At 45.8% G+C, this 18,511-nt stretch carries 17 protein-coding genes and 1 riboswitch; of the genes, 13 read left to right on the top strand and 4 right to left on the bottom strand.

Annotated features, from left to right (window positions below; genetic code table 11):
- Window positions 1-699, top strand: a complete 699-nt coding sequence (locus KAI36_RS14275) for a response regulator transcription factor (protein WP_007432526.1) — start codon at window positions 1-3, stop codon at window positions 697-699.
- Window positions 696-2,126 carry a sensor histidine kinase gene (locus tag KAI36_RS14270; protein ID WP_071641091.1) on the top strand — a complete coding sequence of 477 codons (1,431 nt, stop codon included), beginning with the start codon at window positions 696-698 and terminating at the stop codon, window positions 2,124-2,126. Before KAI36_RS14275 ends, KAI36_RS14270 begins: the two co-directional genes overlap by 4 nt.
- Window positions 2,127-2,210: 84 nt before the next feature.
- On the opposite strand, the gene KAI36_RS14265 is transcribed toward KAI36_RS14270, so the two are convergent.
- Window positions 2,211-3,437 carry a glucose-1-phosphate adenylyltransferase gene (locus KAI36_RS14265; protein ID WP_025722655.1) on the bottom strand — a complete coding sequence of 409 codons (1,227 nt, stop codon included), beginning with the start codon at window positions 3,435-3,437 and terminating at the stop codon, window positions 2,211-2,213.
- Window positions 3,438-3,673: 236 nt separating this feature from the next.
- On the opposite strand from KAI36_RS14265, the gene glgB reads away from it, so the two are divergent.
- Window positions 3,674-5,596, top strand: coding sequence for a 1,4-alpha-glucan branching protein GlgB (gene glgB, locus KAI36_RS14260; protein WP_220025218.1), 1,923 nt, complete (start codon window positions 3,674-3,676; stop codon window positions 5,594-5,596).
- A gap of 21 nt (window positions 5,597-5,617) precedes the next feature.
- Window positions 5,618-7,060, top strand: a complete 1,443-nt coding sequence (gene glgA / locus KAI36_RS14255; RefSeq protein ID WP_220025217.1) for a glycogen synthase GlgA — start codon at window positions 5,618-5,620, stop codon at window positions 7,058-7,060.
- Window positions 7,061-7,149: 89 nt separating this feature from the next.
- Here the strand turns inward: glgA and KAI36_RS14250 are convergent, their stop codons facing one another.
- Together KAI36_RS14250 and KAI36_RS14245 are read right to left on the bottom strand one after the other, a co-directional pair.
- The gene (locus KAI36_RS14250; RefSeq protein WP_220025216.1) at window positions 7,150-8,220 is read right to left on the bottom strand and encodes a glycine-rich domain-containing protein; all 1,071 of its coding nucleotides are present in this window, start codon (window positions 8,218-8,220) and stop codon (window positions 7,150-7,152) included.
- Window positions 8,221-8,262: 42 nt separating this feature from the next.
- Window positions 8,263-9,441 (bottom strand): M20 family metallopeptidase, encoded by a 1,179-nt coding sequence (locus KAI36_RS14245; RefSeq protein WP_220025215.1) that lies wholly within the window; start codon window positions 9,439-9,441, stop codon window positions 8,263-8,265.
- A 148-nt stretch (window positions 9,442-9,589) separates the two neighbouring features.
- On the opposite strand from KAI36_RS14245, the gene KAI36_RS14240 reads away from it, so the two are divergent.
- The 3 genes from KAI36_RS14240 to KAI36_RS14230 all read left to right on the top strand — a co-directional run bounded on the left by KAI36_RS14240 (window position 9,590) and on the right by KAI36_RS14230 (window position 12,840).
- On the top strand, window positions 9,590-11,053 hold the full coding sequence (locus tag KAI36_RS14240; RefSeq protein ID WP_023988953.1) for an ABC transporter substrate-binding protein/permease: 1,464 nt from the start codon (window positions 9,590-9,592) through the stop codon (window positions 11,051-11,053).
- Window positions 11,040-11,762, top strand: a complete 723-nt coding sequence (locus KAI36_RS14235; RefSeq protein ID WP_013310491.1) for an amino acid ABC transporter ATP-binding protein — start codon at window positions 11,040-11,042, stop codon at window positions 11,760-11,762. Before KAI36_RS14240 ends, KAI36_RS14235 begins: the two co-directional genes overlap by 14 nt.
- Before the next feature lie 234 nt (window positions 11,763-11,996).
- Window positions 11,997-12,165: riboswitch (cyclic di-AMP (ydaO/yuaA leader) on the top strand.
- A 6-nt stretch (window positions 12,166-12,171) separates the two neighbouring features.
- On the top strand, window positions 12,172-12,840 hold the full coding sequence (locus tag KAI36_RS14230; protein WP_220025214.1) for a 3D domain-containing protein: 669 nt from the start codon (window positions 12,172-12,174) through the stop codon (window positions 12,838-12,840).
- Window positions 12,841-13,038: 198 nt separating this feature from the next.
- On the opposite strand, the gene KAI36_RS14225 is transcribed toward KAI36_RS14230, so the two are convergent.
- Window positions 13,039-13,845, bottom strand: coding sequence for a polysaccharide deacetylase family protein (locus tag KAI36_RS14225; protein WP_220025213.1), 807 nt, complete (start codon window positions 13,843-13,845; stop codon window positions 13,039-13,041).
- Window positions 13,846-14,150: 305 nt separating this feature from the next.
- Here KAI36_RS14225 and KAI36_RS14220 point away from each other — a divergent pair, with 305 nt between their 5' ends.
- The 6 genes from KAI36_RS14220 to KAI36_RS14195 all read left to right on the top strand — a co-directional run bounded on the left by KAI36_RS14220 (window position 14,151) and on the right by KAI36_RS14195 (window position 18,407).
- On the top strand, window positions 14,151-15,173 hold the full coding sequence (locus KAI36_RS14220; RefSeq protein WP_023988950.1) for an NADH:flavin oxidoreductase/NADH oxidase: 1,023 nt from the start codon (window positions 14,151-14,153) through the stop codon (window positions 15,171-15,173).
- An 87-nt stretch (window positions 15,174-15,260) separates the two neighbouring features.
- Window positions 15,261-15,929, top strand: coding sequence for a PspA/IM30 family protein (locus KAI36_RS14215; protein ID WP_013310486.1), 669 nt, complete (start codon window positions 15,261-15,263; stop codon window positions 15,927-15,929).
- A 131-nt stretch (window positions 15,930-16,060) separates the two neighbouring features.
- The gene (locus KAI36_RS14210; RefSeq protein WP_013310484.1) at window positions 16,061-16,468 is read left to right on the top strand and encodes a DUF350 domain-containing protein; all 408 of its coding nucleotides are present in this window, start codon (window positions 16,061-16,063) and stop codon (window positions 16,466-16,468) included.
- A 24-nt stretch (window positions 16,469-16,492) separates the two neighbouring features.
- Window positions 16,493-16,999 (top strand): DUF4178 domain-containing protein, encoded by a 507-nt coding sequence (locus KAI36_RS14205; RefSeq protein ID WP_007432513.1) that lies wholly within the window; start codon window positions 16,493-16,495, stop codon window positions 16,997-16,999.
- Window positions 17,000-17,012: 13 nt separating this feature from the next.
- Window positions 17,013-17,768, top strand: a complete 756-nt coding sequence (locus KAI36_RS14200) for a DUF4247 domain-containing protein (protein ID WP_025722664.1) — start codon at window positions 17,013-17,015, stop codon at window positions 17,766-17,768.
- 186 nt (window positions 17,769-17,954) lie between these two features.
- On the top strand, window positions 17,955-18,407 hold the full coding sequence (locus KAI36_RS14195; protein ID WP_220025212.1) for an SRPBCC family protein: 453 nt from the start codon (window positions 17,955-17,957) through the stop codon (window positions 18,405-18,407).
- Window positions 18,408-18,511 lie beyond the last annotated feature (104 nt).

Below are 18,511 nucleotides of genomic sequence, written 5' to 3'. Positions count from 1 at the left end.
GTGAGTAAAGTTTTAATCATGGAAGACGAGGAATCCATTCGCAGTTTTATCGTCATTAACTTGAAACGTAACGGTTTTGAGGTGCTGGAGGCGTCGGAAGGGCATGAGGCTCTGAATATTTTGAACACGGTGCGGGATATTGATATTGCACTGCTTGACGTAATGGTACCCGGTATGGATGGTTTTGAAGTCTGCCGGAGAATCCGGGAAACGAATGAGCGCATCGGCATTATTTTTCTCACAGCGAAGGTACAGGAGCAGGATAAGGTGTATGCCTTGTCTGTAGGGGCCGATGATCATGTGAGCAAGCCTTTTAGCCCGACGGAGCTAATTGCACGTATTCAATCGTTATTGCGTCGGGTGAATGTACATCGTGAAACAGCAGCCAAAGTGTCCTTCCAGTCTGGACCGTTCACGCTAGATTTGATTGCTAAGCAATTTAAGAAGAACGGGCAGCTGATCGAGCTGACACCGACTGAGTTTTCTCTGATTCAATTTTTTTTGGAAAAAGAAAACACGCCGCTCAGCCGAGATGTTCTACTTGATCACGTATGGGGCAAGGAGTATATGGGCGATCCGAAAATTGTAGATGTGAATATCCGACGTCTGCGGCAGAAAATTGAAAACAATCCTTCCGAGCCTGCTTTTTTACAAACAGTGTGGGGACATGGATATAAATGGAAAGGTCAGTCTCAATGATCAAAAAGGGGATTCGCCGACAGATTGTGCTTCACTATTTTTTCGTAGTGTTCTTGGCGCTTCTGTTAGTAGAAGTCATTTTTATGTTTGCACTCCGGTCGTACTATTACGACTCCATTTACAAACATATCGAAAGCCGTATCGAATCGGTAAGTGAATTTGCACCCAAATTCAAAGAGCCGGAACAGTCTTTGCAATCGTATTTGTTAAATACATTTTCTCTGCCCTTCACTGAACTGCAGTTGCTTGATGAACAGGGAAATGTAATTGATAACTCGACGAATTTTGCAGCAGATCTAAGTGTGCAAACAAGTGATGTGACACAAGCATTAGCTGGAGATACGGGCAAATGGATCGGAAAGCAACCGAGTACGGGGCAGCAAGTGATGGCGGTATCTCAAAAACTGGACAATATCGTCGGAGACCAGGTGTATGTTATTCGGTATACGACTTCGCTGGAATTGGTAAATGATAAGCTGTTTACGATTACGCTGTTTTCTCTTGGCATCATGGCAGCTGTACTGGTTATTGTATTTGTGGTCAGTACAGGGCTCGCGAATTCCATTGTTAGACCAATTAATAATATCCGCGATGTATCTGCTCAGATGGCTCAGGGGAGGTTTGATGCACGCATTGAAGGCGATTATCGCTATGAGTTGGGTGAACTGGCTTCGACTCTGAACTATATGGCACAGGAAATTGTCAGAACAAATCAAATCAAGGATGATTTTATTTCATCCATATCTCATGAATTGCGTACTCCGCTTACATCTATTAAGGGTTGGAGTGAAACGTTAAATTCTGGCGGTTATGACCCGGAAGAGACGAAAATAGGGATGAAGATTATTTCTAAAGAGACGGATCGACTGATTGGCTTAGTGGAGGAAATCCTTGATTTTTCCAAGCTGGAGCAAAATGCCATGAAGCTTGTGATGGGAACGGTGGATCTACGGGAGCTTTTGCAGGAAATTATGCTGAACGTATGGGCCAAAGCAGAAATGAAGCAGATAAAACTTCAGCTGGATTCGGAGGAAACGGCATATCTCGTCCATGGAGACGGTAACCGTCTAAAACAGGTGTTTTTGAACATTGTGGACAATGCTATCAAGTTCTCGCATGAAAGCTCAATTATTTTCCTGTCTCTACAACGGATCGATGGCAATATCGAGATATCCGTACAAGATACAGGGATTGGAATTAGTGCTGAAAATCTTGCCAGAGTCAGAGACCGCTTTTTCCAGGTAGACCACCAAAACGGTGGTACTGGACTGGGATTGGCAATCTCGCAACAGTTTATCGAGCGCCATCATGGTCAGATGCTCATCAGAAGTGAACTGGGGGCTGGAACTACCATTACGGTTTCATTACCTGCTCTGCAAGCAGAGCAATCCGTGGAACCATCACAACTTACTGAAGGGTTGATTTAAAAGGCCCATTGTATAGATTAAACTAGAAAAACAGCCAGTCCTCTCAAATCGGGAGGGCTGGCTGTTTTTAATTTGGGGGTAACGTTATGAAGTAAAACCTTCGGCACGCAAGCGTGTATTGCGCTCGTAAGCTTCTTTCAGCATACGCGTAGTTTGCGGTCGTACCGCCATTTTACCAAATACCACTTCATTGGGTCCGATAACCATAATTTCGCCCGGATTACCTTTAATGACAGCACCATCGCGAATCACAGCACCTTCACCGATAATCGCATGTTCAATATGGACGTTACGTCCAATACGGGTGTCAGGCATAACGATACTTTCTTTGATGGCTGATCCTTTACCTACCTCGACACCACTAAATACAACGGAGCGTTCTATTCGGCCCTCTACTTGGCAGGAATCATGCAACAAGCTGCCCAATGGCTGCGTTTGACGGTTAGGCACCTTTTGTGCGCTCAACCTTGTGCGGCGTTCACGTGTATACATCGGCCAGTCCTTGCGTTGAAGGTCGATAGCACAATCATCCTGTAACAAATCCATGTGTGAATCCCATAGGCTTTTAACGGTACCTACGTCCTTCCAATAGCCCTGGAATTCATAAACGTACAAGGATTCTTGGTCCGCTAACATTTTAGGTATGATATCTTTACCAAAATCATGACTGGATTGAGCATCCTGTGCGTCTTCTAACAGGTAATTTCTCAAGTAATCCCATTTGAAAAGGTAAATCCCCATAGAGGCCAAATTACTTTCCGGTTTCTCCGGTTTCTCTGCAAATTCTGTGACACGCAGATCTTCATCGGCACTCATAACACCAAAACGGTGTGCTTCATCCCAAGGTACCTCCATGACAGAAATGGTAGCCGCAGCTCCTTTTTCCTTATGGTGGTTTAGCATTTCACGATAATTCATATAGTAAATATGATCACCGGATAAAATAAGCACATGCTCCGGATTTTGGCTGTCAATATATTCGATATTCTTATGAATAGCATCTGCCGTTCCTAAGTATTCAGCGTTACCTGTGTTATAAGATGGAAGCAGGGTAATTCCTTTGTCATCTGTTTTTGTAAGACCCCATGGTGTTCCATCCCCGATATGTTCGTGCAAGGATTCTGCCTCATATTGCGTCAGTACACCTACAGTATCAATGTCTGAATTTACGCAGTTACTGAGAGGAAAATCGATGATCCGGTAATGACCGCCAAAAGGTACGGCGGGTTTTGCAATCGTTGAAGTAAGGGGAGCAAGACGGCGTCCCTCTCCGCCTGCCAGCAGCATGGCAATGCATTCTTTATTAAACATTTCGTTTCCCTCCCGGTTTAGTTGTCAGTGTAGTACATACATAAACGGTATGGGGTACTCTTGAAACCATAAGGTATATAAGATTCCCCCAAAACTAAGGTTTATTTTTTTCCTAGTCATTTTTCTGTTCATTGTGGCTAGAATGGGGTAATAACTCAGGTCAGCTTTGACCCAAAAGCGAATGCATTACCGATTCATACATTTTTACTTACAAAACATATAAGGGTGGTGACGTGATGACAGACCAAACTCTTCCGCAACAGGCTATTTCATCGGAAGATATTTATTTGTTTCATGAAGGAACGCTTTATCACAGCTACCGATCTTTGGGTTCCCACCTTACTGTGGAGAACGGAGAACAGGGCGTCCGCTTTACGGTCTGGGCTCCTCATGCTCTCCATGTCGGGCTTGCTACAGATCGCAACAACTGGAATGGGGAACAGGATTCCTTATATAGGGTTCCCAAATCCGGTTTTTGGAGTCGTTTTTTTCCGGGGATATCCCAAGGAACTTTTTACAAATACGACATTACGGGTGCAAATGGTGAACGATTTCTGAAAGCAGACCCTTACGCGGTACGTGCTGAAGTGAGACCGGCAACGGCTTCTGTGGTAGCTTCTATAGATGGTTATGCTTGGAACGATGCGATTTGGCGCCGAAAACGTAGAGCACCTTATGGAAAGCCTCTGCACATATACGAGCTTCATCTGGGCACTTGGAAGCAAAAAGAAGATGGTACGTTTTATACATACAGGGAAATAGCTGAGCTTCTTGTGCCTTATGTGACCGATATGGGGTATACACATATTGAGCTGATGCCGCTGAGTGAACATCCGTATGATCTTTCCTGGGGCTACCAGCTCACCGGATATTTTGCACTCACAAGCCGGTATGGAGAACCGCATGATTTTATGTATTTGGTGGATCGTTGCCATCAGGCGGGAATTGGAGTGCTGATGGATTGGGTCCCAGCCCATTTTGCAAAAGATGCTCATGGATTAAGGCTGTTTGACGGATCGCCCTTGTTCGAATACGCGGATCCGCTGATTGCCGAAAAGCCCGGCTGGGGAACACTGACGTTTGATTACAGCAAGCCCGAGGTGCGTTCTTTCCTGATATCTAATGCGCTATTCTGGATGGATGTATACCATATTGACGGCCTGCGCGTAGATGCTGTGACGAGTATGCTACGGCTGGATTTTGAAAAGCAGGACGGTCAATATCGTTTTAACTCTAAAGGAGGCATTGAAAATGAGGAGGCTATTGCCTTCCTTCAACAACTGAATGAAACAGTATTCCGCTATTATCCGTATGCTCTGATGATGGCAGAGGAGTCCAGTGCCTGGCCGATGGTGACTTCTCCGGTAAGCGATGGAGGACTCGGTTTTAATTACAAATGGAATATGGGCTGGATGAACGATACGCTTGATTATATCGAAACGGATTTCGATCAGAGGCCGGAGCGCCATAATTTGCTGACATTCCCCATAGCTTATGCGTACAGCGAGAATTTTACACTGCCGTTGTCGCACGATGAGGTTGTTCATGGTAAGAAGTCGCTGCTTGATAAAATGCCAGGTAGCTATGAGCAAAAATTTGCCGGGCTTCGAGCGCTTCTCGGTTACCAAATCACCTCACCGGGCAAAAAGCTCTTATTTATGGGAGGGGAATTCGGCCAATTCATCGAATGGAAGGATGAGGAGCAGCTTGACTGGTTTCTGCTGGATTATGACAGTCACCGTTCGCTGCACGCTTTTACGAAAGCGCTGAATCATTTGTATATTCAAGAAAAGGCGTTATGGGAACTGGATCATTCGTGGGATGGATATCAGTGGATTGAGGCGGAGGACCGTGGGCAGAGCGTAATTACGTATTTGCGTAAAAGTAAAAAGTCAGGAGATACACTAGTTGTGCTTATTAACTTTCAGCCTGTGCCCAGAGAGAACTACCGAATTGGGCTGGAAAAGGCCGGGAGTTATATCGAACTGCTGAACAGTGATCATAAGGACTTTGGGGGAAGGGACCAGCTGAATACGGGAATAATACGGACCGCCCCCATCCCTTGCCACGGACAGCTTCACAGCTTAGAGGTGACCATACCACCCCTGAGCATCGTTATACTCAAGAAAGCGCCTCGGAGGCCTAAAAAAGCAGATTAAGCACATAGGGAGGAAGCACATATGAATATTTTGTTTGCGGCAGCAGAAGCACATCCATTTATTAAAACAGGCGGGTTGGCTGATGTCATTGGCGCACTGCCGAAGGCACTTCGTCAGGCGGGGTGCGACGTCCGAATCATTTTACCTAAATATGCGGGGATTCCCGATACTTATAAAAATTCTCTGCGGCCGGTAGCGGTGAAGCAAGTAGCCGTAGGCTGGCGTAATCAATATTGTGGAATAGAGGAACTGACATTAGACGGAATCAAGGTTTATTTTATAGACAATGAGTATTACTTCGGTCGTGACGGTATTTACGGTTATATGGATGATGGCGAACGTTTTTCCTTTTTTAACCGGGCGATTTTAGAAGTGCTGCCTGAACTGAACTTTCGGCCGGATATTTTGCATTGTCATGATTGGCATACGGCGATGGTTCCGCTGCTTCTGAATGCCGATTATCGACATTTGCCCTTCTACAGTGATATTCGCACGGTGTTTACGATACATAATCTGCTGTATCAGGGGGATTTTCCGTATGAGGTCTTAACTGAGCTGCTCAACCTGGATGGGAGCTATTTCACCCCCGAGGGTGTGGAGTATCATGGCAGACTGAATTTTATGAAAGGTGGGCTTACGTACTCGGATCATGTCACGACCGTGAGTCCAACCTATGCAGAGGAGATTCAAACGGAATTTTACGGATATGGGCTGGAGGGTCTGCTTCGTAAATTGGGAAATCAGGGTCGCTTAACGGGGATTGTGAACGGAATTGACACCAAAAGCTACAATCCTGCCACGGACAATCGTATTTATACGAAGTACCGCACGAGTCTGACAAAGAAAAAGGAAAACAAAATTGGCCTGCAGAAGGAACTGGGTCTGCCGGTGCGGCCAGACGTACCTATGATTGCCATGGTAACCCGGCTTGTAGATATGAAGGGGCTAGATCTGGTAACGAGAGTGCTTGACGAAATCTTGTATTATGATGATATCCAGTTTGTCGTGCTGGGAACAGGGGATCCGGCTTTTGAGCATTGGTTCCGTGAGGCAGCGGGACGCTATCCACTGAAAATGTCGGCGCAGCTCGCTTTTAGCGAACCTCTGTCACGAAAAATATATGCGGCAAGCGATATGTATCTTATGCCATCAAGGTTCGAACCTTGCGGGATCAGCCAGCTGCTGGCGCTTCGTTATGGAAGTATCCCTATTGTACGAGAAACAGGGGGCCTTAATGATACTGTGCAGGCTTTCAATGAATCCACAGGTGAAGGAAACGGATTTAGTTTCAAAAACTACAATGCACATGATATGTTGAACACCATTCGTCGTGCTGTTCATTTTTATCGCCAATCTGAGCATTGGTCGAAGCTTACACAGACGGCTTTTGCAGGAGAATATAGTTGGGATGTTTCAGCCGAAGCGTATATGGATATTTACCATTTGCTAACAAAAACGGACTGAACAGAGTAGGAACACCACAGTCATGTTAATGAAAAAGGGAATCCCTTTAGCCAAGTTTTCTGGCTGAGGAATTCCCTTTTTTGCTATGATCAGTCGCCCCCACCACCACAGCTGCTTCCACATGAAGAGCCACTGCTACACGAAGAATGGCTACCAGAATCGCCTGAATCATGATGAGAAGAGCCTCCATGATGAGAACTGTCATGGGAGGAATGATGGTGCGAGTGATGTGTGTCCCAGTTTGAACAGCCGCTTGCCGAGCTACAGCCGGATGAGCTAGCTAATACGGCATTACCTGTAGCATCCGGGTGCATGTGTATGGCAAATTGCTCAGGTTGATACCATGAATACCACACAACAGCTAATAACAAATAGTCGACCTGTAAATAGTTGACCTTAGGCAATTGCTTACCCTCAGGATCATCCACCGCTTTATTCACCCGCTCGCGCAGATGTTGTACAATCTTATGAACCGCTTGTTGGGCCTGCTGTGAAATAGCTATATTCTCCTGCGTATTCCAGCGGTCACCTGCTGGCTGCGCGGAAGTTGTGAGTTTGTAATAGCGCGAAAGCTCGTCGTTCGGTAATGGATGATTAAAAAAGGTTCCCCACAAACTGGCGCTATAGCGGTTCCAGCCAAAGCATTCCACATACAACCAGTCAAACCACGCCCGTTCCTCAGGCATCGGCTGAGAGCCGCCGGAATGGGGCGCATGGTGAAGCATACGACCAAAAAAAGCTTCCGAGAATTGCTGATATTCGCGGGTAAACATCAACATTTCGTGCCATAATTCATCCACATCACTACTGAACATAGGCACTCGATTCATAATCGCGCATAGCATAAAATATCGTTTTAGCTCATGCCAGCGCCAATCATATTCTTGCTCCGTCAGCTCAGGGTGGGCTTCCATTACACGCCTCCTTACGCTATGAGCATAGGAGGCGGGAATGGATTGCTCTAGTAGTTGCATCAGCTCCGTAATCTCTGGATGACGTTCCTGCGCAAGGGACGAAGGGGATGGGGAGCTGAGGAAAAAAGCATTCCGGCGCCGTGTCTTTCTGTTTCCCCGGTTCCTGCGTATTGCACGGAATATAAACCAAAAAATGATGAGGACCCCCACAATAAACAACGTCCAAAAGCTGCTCATACTATCCATGATGGCTGGCTGCTCCTTTCTGAAAGAACACGGAATTTAGATTTAACTTTCGTTATTCAACAGAGCGAATTCTTTTTTTATCTCGGCTAGCAGTTCAGGATTCTTGATTACATCGCAAGCAGTCCATGCTAAAGTTTTCGCAGCCAGCAGCATTCCTTCCATGGCCCGGTCCTGCATCGCCAAATCACGGAATTCTGGTGTATGCAAGGCATGCTTCTCGTCAATAACTTGAATATAAGGATGGATAGCAGGGCAATGAAGCGATACATTTCCGATGTCCATGGAGCCGTGATCTTCGCCTTCCGTTATATCTTCTTGTGAAATGCCAGCCTGCACCAAATTTGCGGTAAACGCATCGGAAAGTACACGATTCGTGACCATTTCATCATAAGAAGTCTCATAATTGGAGGTCTCCAACCGACACCCGGCCTGTAAAGCAGCTCCTTCAGCAATTTGAATAACACGGCGAGTCAGCGGGTTCAGTTCTTGACGTGTAGCGGCTCTCACATAAAATTGGGCTGAGGCGTAATCAGGAATAATATTGGCTGCTTGCCCACCCTGGTTAATGATCCCATGGATACGCACTGTACTTTTTACTTGTTGACGGAACGCATTGATGCCATTGAACGTTTGAATCACAGCGTCCAGCGCGTTAATGCCTTCGTGCGGGCTGGCAGCCGCGTGAGCAGATTGACCAAAAAATTCGAATTGTACAGCATCAATCGCCAGCGATTTGCCTGATTTTTCGTAACGGTCATAAGGATGCGTCATAAGTGCAATGTCGCAATCATCAAACAACCCGGCAGCGGCCATCGGGACCTTTGCACCGCGTGTTTCTTCGGCAGGTGTGCCATATACCCGTACTTCTCCGCCAGTTTCGTCGATGATCGACTTGAGGCCGACGGCAGCACCAGTACTCATCATACATATCAGATGGTGCCCACAGGCGTGTCCTAGGCCTTTCAGAGCGTCATATTCTGCCAGAAAAGCGACAACTGGCCCGGGTTTTGCAGCTTTGTAAGTTGCAATAAAGGCTGTTTCTATGCCTAATACGGGTGTCTGGACCTCAAAACCGTGAAAAACTAGTTCTTCTTTTAAACGGGCAGCAGCCAGAAATTCCTCGTTTCCAAGTTCAGGATTTGAACCAATATATAACGAAATGTCTTTAAACCGTGGGGCATGCTGCTCAATTATCTTTTGAATGGTCTGTTTAAAATCCATGCTGAAAACTCCTTTATATAAGCTGTAATGTAGGTACTGCGTTAGGTATGCTGAAAATGTACTATAACATTCATTGCATAATCATGCATATTCATTTATAATGACACAATCTTATTTATTATAAAGAATTTAAGGAGAGAAAAAAAGATTGAAAAAGGCATATCGTTTTACCGCCCTGGTTTTGACGGCGGTTATCTTGCTGTTGACTGGTCTTCCCATGCTCAATGCATACGGAACGGAAGCAAAGCCACAGAAAAAACTTGTAGTGGGCATGAGTGCCGACTTTCCGCCGTATGAGTTTCATAAAGTCATTAACGGTAAGGATACCATTGTTGGGTTCGATGTGGATATCGCCAAGGAAATCGCCAAAGATTTGGATGCGGAGATGGTCCCTGAGGACATGAGTTTTGACTCTTTGCTGCCTGCTCTGCAAAGTGGTCGTGTAGACTTGGTACTGTCCGGTATGACACCAACGGATGAACGCAGAAAGAGTATTGATTTCTCGGATGTATACTATCGCTCCAAGCAAGTCATCATGGTACGCCCAGAGGATAAAGACAAATATCCGACGATGGATGCTTTGAAAGGCGAGAAGATCGGCGCACAAAAGGGAAGTATTCAGGAAGAGATTGCTCAAAAAGTGCCCAATGCCTCTGTAACTTCACTGGACAAAATATCTGACCTGGTACTCCAGCTGCGGACCCAGCGTGTGAACGCTGTCGTGATCGAAGATACGGTTGCTAAAGGATACACGTTAGACGGTACCGTAACCCTTGCCAAGGCTGTGCCTGAGGATGCGGGAGCAGAAACAGCTGTAGGTATCCGTAAAGGGAATGCAGAATTGCTTGCTTCTGTAAATAAAACGTTGGCTCGCCTGAAAGCAGACGGGTCGATTGAGAAGTTTTCCACGGAAGCGAGTGCACTTTCTGCGGATCGTCAGGTTTCTTCTAATAACATTGTAGATATTTTTTGGAAATACCGTAGTTTATACGCTACGGGTATCGGCTACACCTTGTTGCTGTCTGCGCTCGGAGTACTGTTCGGATTCATCATTGGTCTGATCATATCCTTGCTACGTATGAGTGGAGTAAGGATCATTGAGTGGTTAGGTACCACTTATGTAGAGATACTGCGTGGCACACCTATGCTGGTGCAACTCATGATTATTCACTACGGAGTTGCTTTGACGCTGGGTGTCAATTTTACTCCACTCCAGTCTGGTATAATCACATTGTCTCTGAATAGCTCGGCATATCTGGCTGAAATTTTTCGTGCAGGTATCCAGGCAGTAGACCGTGGACAGATGGAGGCTGCCCGTTCGTTGGGTATGGGACGGGGCAAAGCTATGCGTCATGTCATTTTGCCGCAAGCGTTTAAATCTATTTTGCCTGCTATCGGTAATGAGTTTATTACGATCATTAAAGAATCATCCATTATTTCGACCATTGGGATGGTGGATATTATGTATCAGGCCCAGGTCATTAAGAACATTACCTACGAAGGATTAAGTCCGTTCGTAATCGCAGCCGCTATTTATTTTGTAATGACATTCAGCTTGTCTAAGCTGCTGGGTTTATGGGAAAGGAAGTTGAGAGCCAGTGATCACCGTTAAACAACTGCGTAAATCGTTCGGCAAGAATGAGATTTTAAAAGGCATTGATATAGATATCGCCAAAGGTGAGGTCGTCGTCATCATCGGTCCCAGCGGTTCGGGGAAGAGTACGTTTTTGCGTTGTATGAATCTGCTAGAACAGCCTACGGACGGGGAGATTTTGTTTGAGGGCGAGCCGATTACAGCTCGTGGTCATAATATTAATGTAACCCGGGAGAAGATGGGGATGGTGTTCCAGCATTTTAATCTGTTCCCGCATAAAACAGTGTTGCAGAACCTGACGCTTGCACCAACGCAAGTTAGAAGACAGTCAGGGAAGGAAGCGGAAAAAATTGCGCTTGAACTCCTGCGTACCGTAGGGCTTGAGGATAAGAAGAATACCTATCCGAACCAGCTATCCGGTGGTCAGAAGCAACGTATTGCGATTGCGCGTGCTTTGGCCATGCAGCCGCACGTAATGCTGTTCGATGAGCCGACTTCTGCATTGGACCCTGAAATGGTTGGAGAGGTTCTGGATGTAATGAAGAAGCTCGCCGAAGGCGGCATGACCATGGTAATCGTGACGCATGAAATGGGCTTTGCCCGCGAGGTAGGCGATCGAATCATCTTTATGGATAACGGTCAAATTGTGGAACAAGGTACACCAGAGCAGGTATTTGGCACTCCAAGCCATGATCGCACCCGTGATTTTCTTGCCAAAGTATTGTAAGAAAGTGCTGATACGAGCTATAAAAAAGCCCTCCGTTTGACGGAGGACTTTTTCTTTTTTTGTCACCATTTCCCCATATTTTCGTAACAAATATCGATTTCTTGGTGACAAAATTGTAACGAGTATAGTATGATGTTCAAGGTTCCCAACATTTTCATGCGGATAAGGTTACAAAATTGTGATATTATGCAGTAAGCCAAAACTTACCGGGACAGCATGCGGTTATGACAAACGCTGAATGCTGGGCCCAAACTATGGGAAGTGCGGGGGACGTAACAACGGCAGTCTTTCCGATACGTCATAAGACGATATGGAATATGCCTAGGGGTGAATTGCACAAGCATAGGGCTTCTCCTGAGTCCGAATCCGACAGCTAACTTCGCAGGCATAACAGAGGAGGTACATATCTTTGAAACATCTAAAACATATTGGAAAAACCATGAAATTTGCGGTGCTTGCCGCAGCCATTGCAGGGCTGGCACAGACAGCTGGAGTAGCGGATGCTGCTTCGCTTCATACTGCCAAAGATGGCGATACCTTCTTTTTGCTTGCTCAACGTTATGGAGTATCAGTGGACGAGCTGACGAAGGCGAACCCAAACATTGCCTCCAACAATATATATGCAGGTCTGCAAATAAAGGTACCTGGTGAAAAAAGTGTGAAGGCAGCTTCGGATTCAAAGCCGCAGCTTCTTACGGAGAAAGCACCAGTGAATGAGGGGCCAACGATTGAAGCGTGGGGCAAAACATTTAACTATAGCAAAATAGTTGACGTTAAGGCTTCTGCGTATTCTGCTGCAGCTGATGAGAATGGTAAATGGGGAGCAGTGGACTACTACGGCAATCCGCTTAAACTAGGTACAATTGCGGTAGACCCGAACGTCATTCCGATGGGCACGAAAGTACTGGTTACAGGCTATTCCCACCCAGGTTTGCCGGATCATTCTTTTGTAGCTGTCGCTCGCGATCAGGGCAGCGCCATTACAGGAAAACGGATTGATATCTTTATTCCTGGCAACAAATCATTTGTGAACGACTTTGGATTTCAAAATGTGAAGCTATACGTTATTGATAAATAGCATTGTACGTATATACGGTTTAATTAAACATAATATATATTATGTAAACTTAATGCCTGTATCCTACCATATATAACTAGGTCAGACTCTTATCAGGTCCTATCCGTAAAAAAGGCTGTCTTGACGAGCAGAAAACTTCTGCTGGTAAGACAGCCTTTTTACGTTTCTTTAGCTTGCAGCTCAATCCTAAACATATGGTTATTTCCGTTCCGATGTGTGGAGTAGCCGGGGGACTGTCACAAATTTGTAGCCCTTAGCTTTTAAAGTGTGAATTAGACCCGGCAGAGCTTGGACAGTGCCTTGCAAGTTGGAACTTTGACCTCCACCTGCGTGCATTAAAATAATAGAGCCAGGCCCGGTAGCTGGGATCACATTGCGCTGAATTTGTGTTTTACTTAGTCCCTTCCAGTCGAGAGAGTCTACATTCCAATTGACAATCATGTAGCCATGACGACGTGCCCATTGGATTTGTGGCTCCGTGATTTCACCGTAGGGTGGACGAATCAACTTAGGGCGAAAACCTGCGCTGGCTTGTAAAATACGTTCTGTTTTTGTAATCTGGTTGCGAAAGCGTTCTGGTGTGGCCTTCCTAAAATCCGGATGAGTATAGGAATGGTTTCCTATAGCATGGCCTTCACGGATAATACGGCGTATGATCCCCGGATGCTTTTCCGCACGGTGACCGACGATAAAAAAGGTGGCTTTGATGCCATTGGCGTGTAATACGTCCAAAACCTGCGGCGTATACCTAGAATCGGGCACATCATCAAAGGTTAGGGCAATTTGGCGGGTGTGTGGGCCGCACATTTTAAAAATGTCCGCATGTTTTTTTCGCAGCATTGCTAATGTAGGAGTTGCTCGATCTGTGCTCTGTTGTACAGAAGAAGCAACAGCTGCTTCCTTGGGATGGGGCGTTCCGATGTTGGGAGGCGCATCCGCGTGAACGGGTAAACTTGAAAATGCTAGTAACAGTGCCAAGCATGGCAACACTCCCCTGTACGGCATATGTATCCCCCCTTTCCGTGCAGTGGTACCTAGTGGTGCTCTCGACTATTATGTACCTGTCCTATTAAAAATATGCTGGTTACCAAGTTCGGCTCATAAACGACTGGAAAGAAGTCCACGATGAAACGATTATCAATGAAGATGATGGAGCTAATCGTACATATTCTCTTAAACATGACCGAAAACAGGAGCATTTTCGCAAGTTTTAGCCTTACAACGAATTCGGTATACCGCGACAGCTGGTGTATAATGGGGATGCAATTCATAATTATACAGACATGGAATTGAAGGAAGGATGGATAAAAGTGACCGACTTGTTTACTCCTTATCAATTAAAGGGGCTTTCTTTAAAAAATCGGATTGTTATGCCCCCGATGTGCCAATACAGTGTGGAGGCCAAGGACGGAAATCCAACGGATTGGCATCATGTCCATTATGTGAGCCGGGCAGTAGGAGGCACTGGACTTATTATTGTGGAAATGACAGCGGTCCATCCAGATGGACGTATTACAGATCGTGATTTGGGTATTTGGAGTGACGAACATATTCCTGCATATCGTAAGATTGTAGAGGAAGTCCACAAGTATGGTGCCAAAATTGGCATTCAACTAGGCCACGCTGGACGCAAGGCTGAAGATGCTGAGCAACCTGTGGGTCCGTCCTCCATTCCTTTTAGCGAACGCTTTAAAGAGCCGCACGCCTTAAAGACAGCTGAAGTCAGGGAACTGGTTCAGGCATACAAAGAAGGCGCGCGCCGTGCGGTGGAAGCAGGTTTTGACACGGTCGAGATACATGGTGCTCACGGCTATCTGATCCATCAATTTCATTCCCCTTTAACAAATGCCAGAGAAGATGAATATGGGCAGGATTTGTCATTGTTCGGTGTTGAGGTCATACATGCTGTTAAAGAGGTTCTTCCTGCTGATATGCCTGTGCTTATGCGGATATCTGCCAAAGAATACGTCGAAGATGGATATAATGTGGAATACATAACAGGCGTAGGGGAACGATATCGTGATGCGGGTGTGGACATTTTCCATATCTCTTCTGGTGGTGAGGGTCCGATTGGTTCTGGCGGAGGCCCGTCTGCGCGTGCCGGCTATCAGGTGGATTTGGCTCATACCATCCGTGAAAAGCTGAATGTACCTGTAATTGCTGTTGGCTTACTGGATGATTACGAGGACGCTCGTCGGGTTGTTCAGCAGAAAGAAGCTGATCTGGTAGCAATAGGCCGTGCCATGCTGCGTGATCCCTATTGGGCGTTGCATGCATCGCGGGAGCTAAAAGTACAGGCCGATATCCCAGAGCCTTACTTGCGCGGCTTTTAGATATTTTTGAAACCCTCTTTGCAAAGCTTGCGTAAACATGTGTACAGAGCTTAAAATTTAAGCATTCAACTCTAGGAGGAACTTCACATGTCTATTTTCAAACGATTAAGAGATCTTACGATGTCCAACATTAACGCCATTATTGACAAGGCAGAAGATCCAATTAAAATGACGGATCAATACATTCGTGATATGCAAGAGGACCTGGAAGATGCAGAGAAAGCGGTAGCCGCTCAAATTGCTATTGAAAAGAGATTCAAACAGCAATACGAAGAACAGGCTGCTTTGGTAAAGAAACGCGAAGAACAGGCACATACCGCTGCAAAAGCACAAAATGTAGATCTGGCTCGTCGCGCGCTGGAAGAAAAGAAATCTGCTGAACAAAAAATGAATGAGTTCAAAGCTGGTTACGAACAGAACAAAGCTGCAGCCGATAATCTGCGTGGCAAGCTGGATGAAATGCGCAGACAGCTGACAGAAATGAAAAACAAGCGCGAGACACTGGTTGCCCGTTATAATGCAGCTAAAGCGCAAACTGAAATTAACAAAGCTATGAACGGTTTTAGCTCTGATACGGCAACTGCTGGATTGAAGCGTATGGAAGAAAAAATGCTGCAAGCAGAAGCACGTGCCGAAGCGAGCAACGAAATGTCTTCTAAGGAAAAATCGTTGGATGAGGAGTTCAAAGAGCTGGATAAGAAAAGCGCCGTGGACGATGAGCTTGCCGCTTTGTTGAAGCAATACGAAAATAAATAAGAACATTTTAGCAGTGCCGCCAAGTGTGATTGCTCAGGAAGCGAAGGAGAAACGTTTTCTCCTTCGCTTTTCCCTGCCTGGAGGCGTAAAACATTATATGAAGGTCAAGAAGATGTGGAGGATGGTATGAAATGCATTTTTTAGAAACGATGAAAGCAATGCTTGTATGGACTGGTGCGGGGGCTATTTTGATCTTCGCATTAATGTATGTCGACTCTTTATTTACGAAGTATAAGGATTTTGCCGAAGTGAAGGCTGGAAATATGGCCGTAACGGTACGAATGATTATGAAGTTAGTTGCACAAGGCTATATCTTGTCAGGCTCTATCGCTACAGCTAATAATTTGCTCGAAGCGCTTGTGTATTCTGTGATCGCCTTTGTCATCCTGCTTGTTTTGGAAGTTATTGTACGTCTGCTGTTGCGGTACTGGGCTCAGTTTGATCTGGATAAAGGTACACAGGAAGGTAAAATTGGTTTCGGTCTGTTTTCAGGAGCGCTGCATCTGGTTGGCGCCTTGATCATTACAGCATGCTTCTAGGCTAAGAAAGGCAGGAATATAACCATGGGTGTGTGGAAACGAATTTCAAATCTATTTGCTAAGCCGGAGCCGCCGAAAGCAGAGAAAAGCATGCTTCACTTAAATCCAGGTGATATCTGTGAAGTGTCGCTTGTCACCTATGAAGTGGTAGGTCGTGTACATAATCGTGCCCGGAATGCCGTTGTTTTGACGCTTCAGGATGGTAATCAAGTCAGTTATCTTCATATTGAGGAACGGGAAACACTGCAATTCGGACTATATCAGGCCATCGACGGCAGACTTGACAACCCCGAGGAAGTGCCGACCATTTTAGAGCTGGATGATACAACGTATCATTTGGAGGAGCAGTATTCTGGGCATGTTACCGTCATGGGCCGTGCTCCTTTCCGACAGGGTGGAGAGCAGCATGTGTGGCAGTACCAGTCTGATGATTACCATCTGTTGCGGGTAGAGTGGCAGGACGGTCGCTTTATGCTTTATGAAGGAGAAGAAGTGATTACCGGAGACGTCAAGGTTATTCGGGCAAGCTAGGAGAGGGTTACACATGAGCAAACGCACCTGGCAGTATGCATTAAAGGTCATTGTGGCGCTGAGTTTGTTCGTATCCGTGTTAAGCGGCTGCGGCGCGCCAAGTGTAAAAGATACGTATCCGCTGGAATCGGTTAGTGGCAGCGGAAACTCGACCTCGTATGTATACCGGGCAGCTGGCAAGACAGTCCCGGAAGTAGCGGAGGAATTGAAAGAGCAGCGTACACCGGAACAAATGTCACCGCAGAGCAATGAGCGGATGTTTCTGGTATATAGCGATGAGTGGTACCATTTGCAGCAAGATCCAGCTAAGAAGGAAGATACACTCATTGAAATTGACAGTAAAAAGTATGTCGAACAAAATTACAGTTCAAGCTTTCTAAAAGGATACTTAACCGCAACTGTGCTGGATGCTCTGTTTGATTCATTGCGTGGTTCAGGCTCCTATCGGGGCTACTCCAGCAGAGATGTATACCGACCTTCTCAGGGCCAATATCGTGCTCCTACGGTGCAGGAGAAAAAGGCGATTCCGCCGATTACGGTGGAGCGGAAAGGTTCGGTTACCCGTAGAGGAAAGAACTCGGATTCTAGCGTTGGGTCAAGCGGAAGTTTGTTCGACAGAGGGTCCAGCAGTTCACCGAGCAGAGGCTCGATTTCACGTGACCGGAGCGGCAGCGGCGGTTCCAGCATATTTGATTCGCCGCGTAAATCTTATAGTAAGCCCAAAACACGTAGCGGTTCAGGTAAAATCAGCCGACGAAGTCGACGATGAGGGGTATCGTCAATTTATTTGAAAACAAAAGATTTGCGGAACTGTGGTACTAATGCACAGTTCCTTTTTTTATTTTTAGAGATGATGTTGGTGATCATCTAGCGGCACAGCCAAACCTACACCTTTATGGATATAATAATGAATAGATAATTAAAACTCTGTTTGGTTGAAGGGATTGAAAATTAAATGGTACAATCTATTTCTTGGCCAGATCTTTCACAAAGACCATTTAATCTAATGGTGGAACGAAAAATGGAGTGTTCTCCGAATGTTCTGTATCAGGCGTGGACGAAGCAGTTTGACAGTTGGTTTGCAGCCCGAGGATCAGTATTAATGGAGGCAAAAGTGAATACGACCTTCTTTTTCGAAACACATTTTGAGGGGAAGCGTCATCCACATTACGGAAGATTTCTAAGACTTGAGCAAAACCGACTGATCGAGCTGACTTGGATTACTGGCGAAGGCGGTACCAAGGGAGCTGAAACAGTTCTCACTGTTGAGCTTAAACCTCGCGGTAATGGCACGCATCTTTACTTAACGCATGCAGGTTTTCCAGACGAGAATTCAAGAAACCAACATGAACAGGCTTGGCCGCTTGTACTTGAGCAGCTCGACAAAAGGATGATGCCAGATAGATAATTCAGAAGGTTCCAGGCTAAAACTGCAACAAGAGGACGATTTTAAAATCGTTCTTTTTATATTTTTTGATGACAAAAATAAATATTTACCTTACATAAAAACAA

This window comes from Paenibacillus sp. S02, assembly GCF_019454065.1.
In the GTDB taxonomy this organism is placed as follows: Bacteria; Bacillota; Bacilli; order Paenibacillales; family Paenibacillaceae; genus Paenibacillus; species Paenibacillus polymyxa_B.
Note: the sequence above shows the minus strand (reverse complement) of the source record. Positions and strands in the feature narration are given on the sequence as shown.

What these genes read in the sequence shown, in the direction of transcription:
- KAI36_RS14245 (WP_220025215.1), bottom strand. Translation starts at nt 9,441, where the DNA reads ATGGATTTTAAACAGACCATTCAAAAGATAATTGAGCAGCATGCCCCA.
- KAI36_RS14195 (WP_220025212.1), top strand. Translation starts at nt 17,955, where the DNA reads ATGGTACAATCTATTTCTTGGCCAGATCTTTCACAAAGACCATTTAAT.
- KAI36_RS14205 (WP_007432513.1), top strand. Translation starts at nt 16,493, where the DNA reads ATGGGTGTGTGGAAACGAATTTCAAATCTATTTGCTAAGCCGGAGCCG.
- glgB (WP_220025218.1), top strand. Translation starts at nt 3,674, where the DNA reads ATGACAGACCAAACTCTTCCGCAACAGGCTATTTCATCGGAAGATATT.
- KAI36_RS14215 (WP_013310486.1), top strand. Translation starts at nt 15,261, where the DNA reads ATGTCTATTTTCAAACGATTAAGAGATCTTACGATGTCCAACATTAAC.
- KAI36_RS14200 (WP_025722664.1), top strand. Translation starts at nt 17,013, where the DNA reads ATGAGCAAACGCACCTGGCAGTATGCATTAAAGGTCATTGTGGCGCTG.
- KAI36_RS14265 (WP_025722655.1), bottom strand. Translation starts at nt 3,437, where the DNA reads ATGTTTAATAAAGAATGCATTGCCATGCTGCTGGCAGGCGGAGAGGGA.
- glgA (WP_220025217.1), top strand. Translation starts at nt 5,618, where the DNA reads ATGAATATTTTGTTTGCGGCAGCAGAAGCACATCCATTTATTAAAACA.
- KAI36_RS14270 (WP_071641091.1), top strand. Translation starts at nt 696, where the DNA reads ATGATCAAAAAGGGGATTCGCCGACAGATTGTGCTTCACTATTTTTTC.
- KAI36_RS14225 (WP_220025213.1), bottom strand. Translation starts at nt 13,845, where the DNA reads ATGCCGTACAGGGGAGTGTTGCCATGCTTGGCACTGTTACTAGCATTT.
- KAI36_RS14210 (WP_013310484.1), top strand. Translation starts at nt 16,061, where the DNA reads ATGCATTTTTTAGAAACGATGAAAGCAATGCTTGTATGGACTGGTGCG.
- KAI36_RS14250 (WP_220025216.1), bottom strand. Translation starts at nt 8,220, where the DNA reads ATGGATAGTATGAGCAGCTTTTGGACGTTGTTTATTGTGGGGGTCCTC.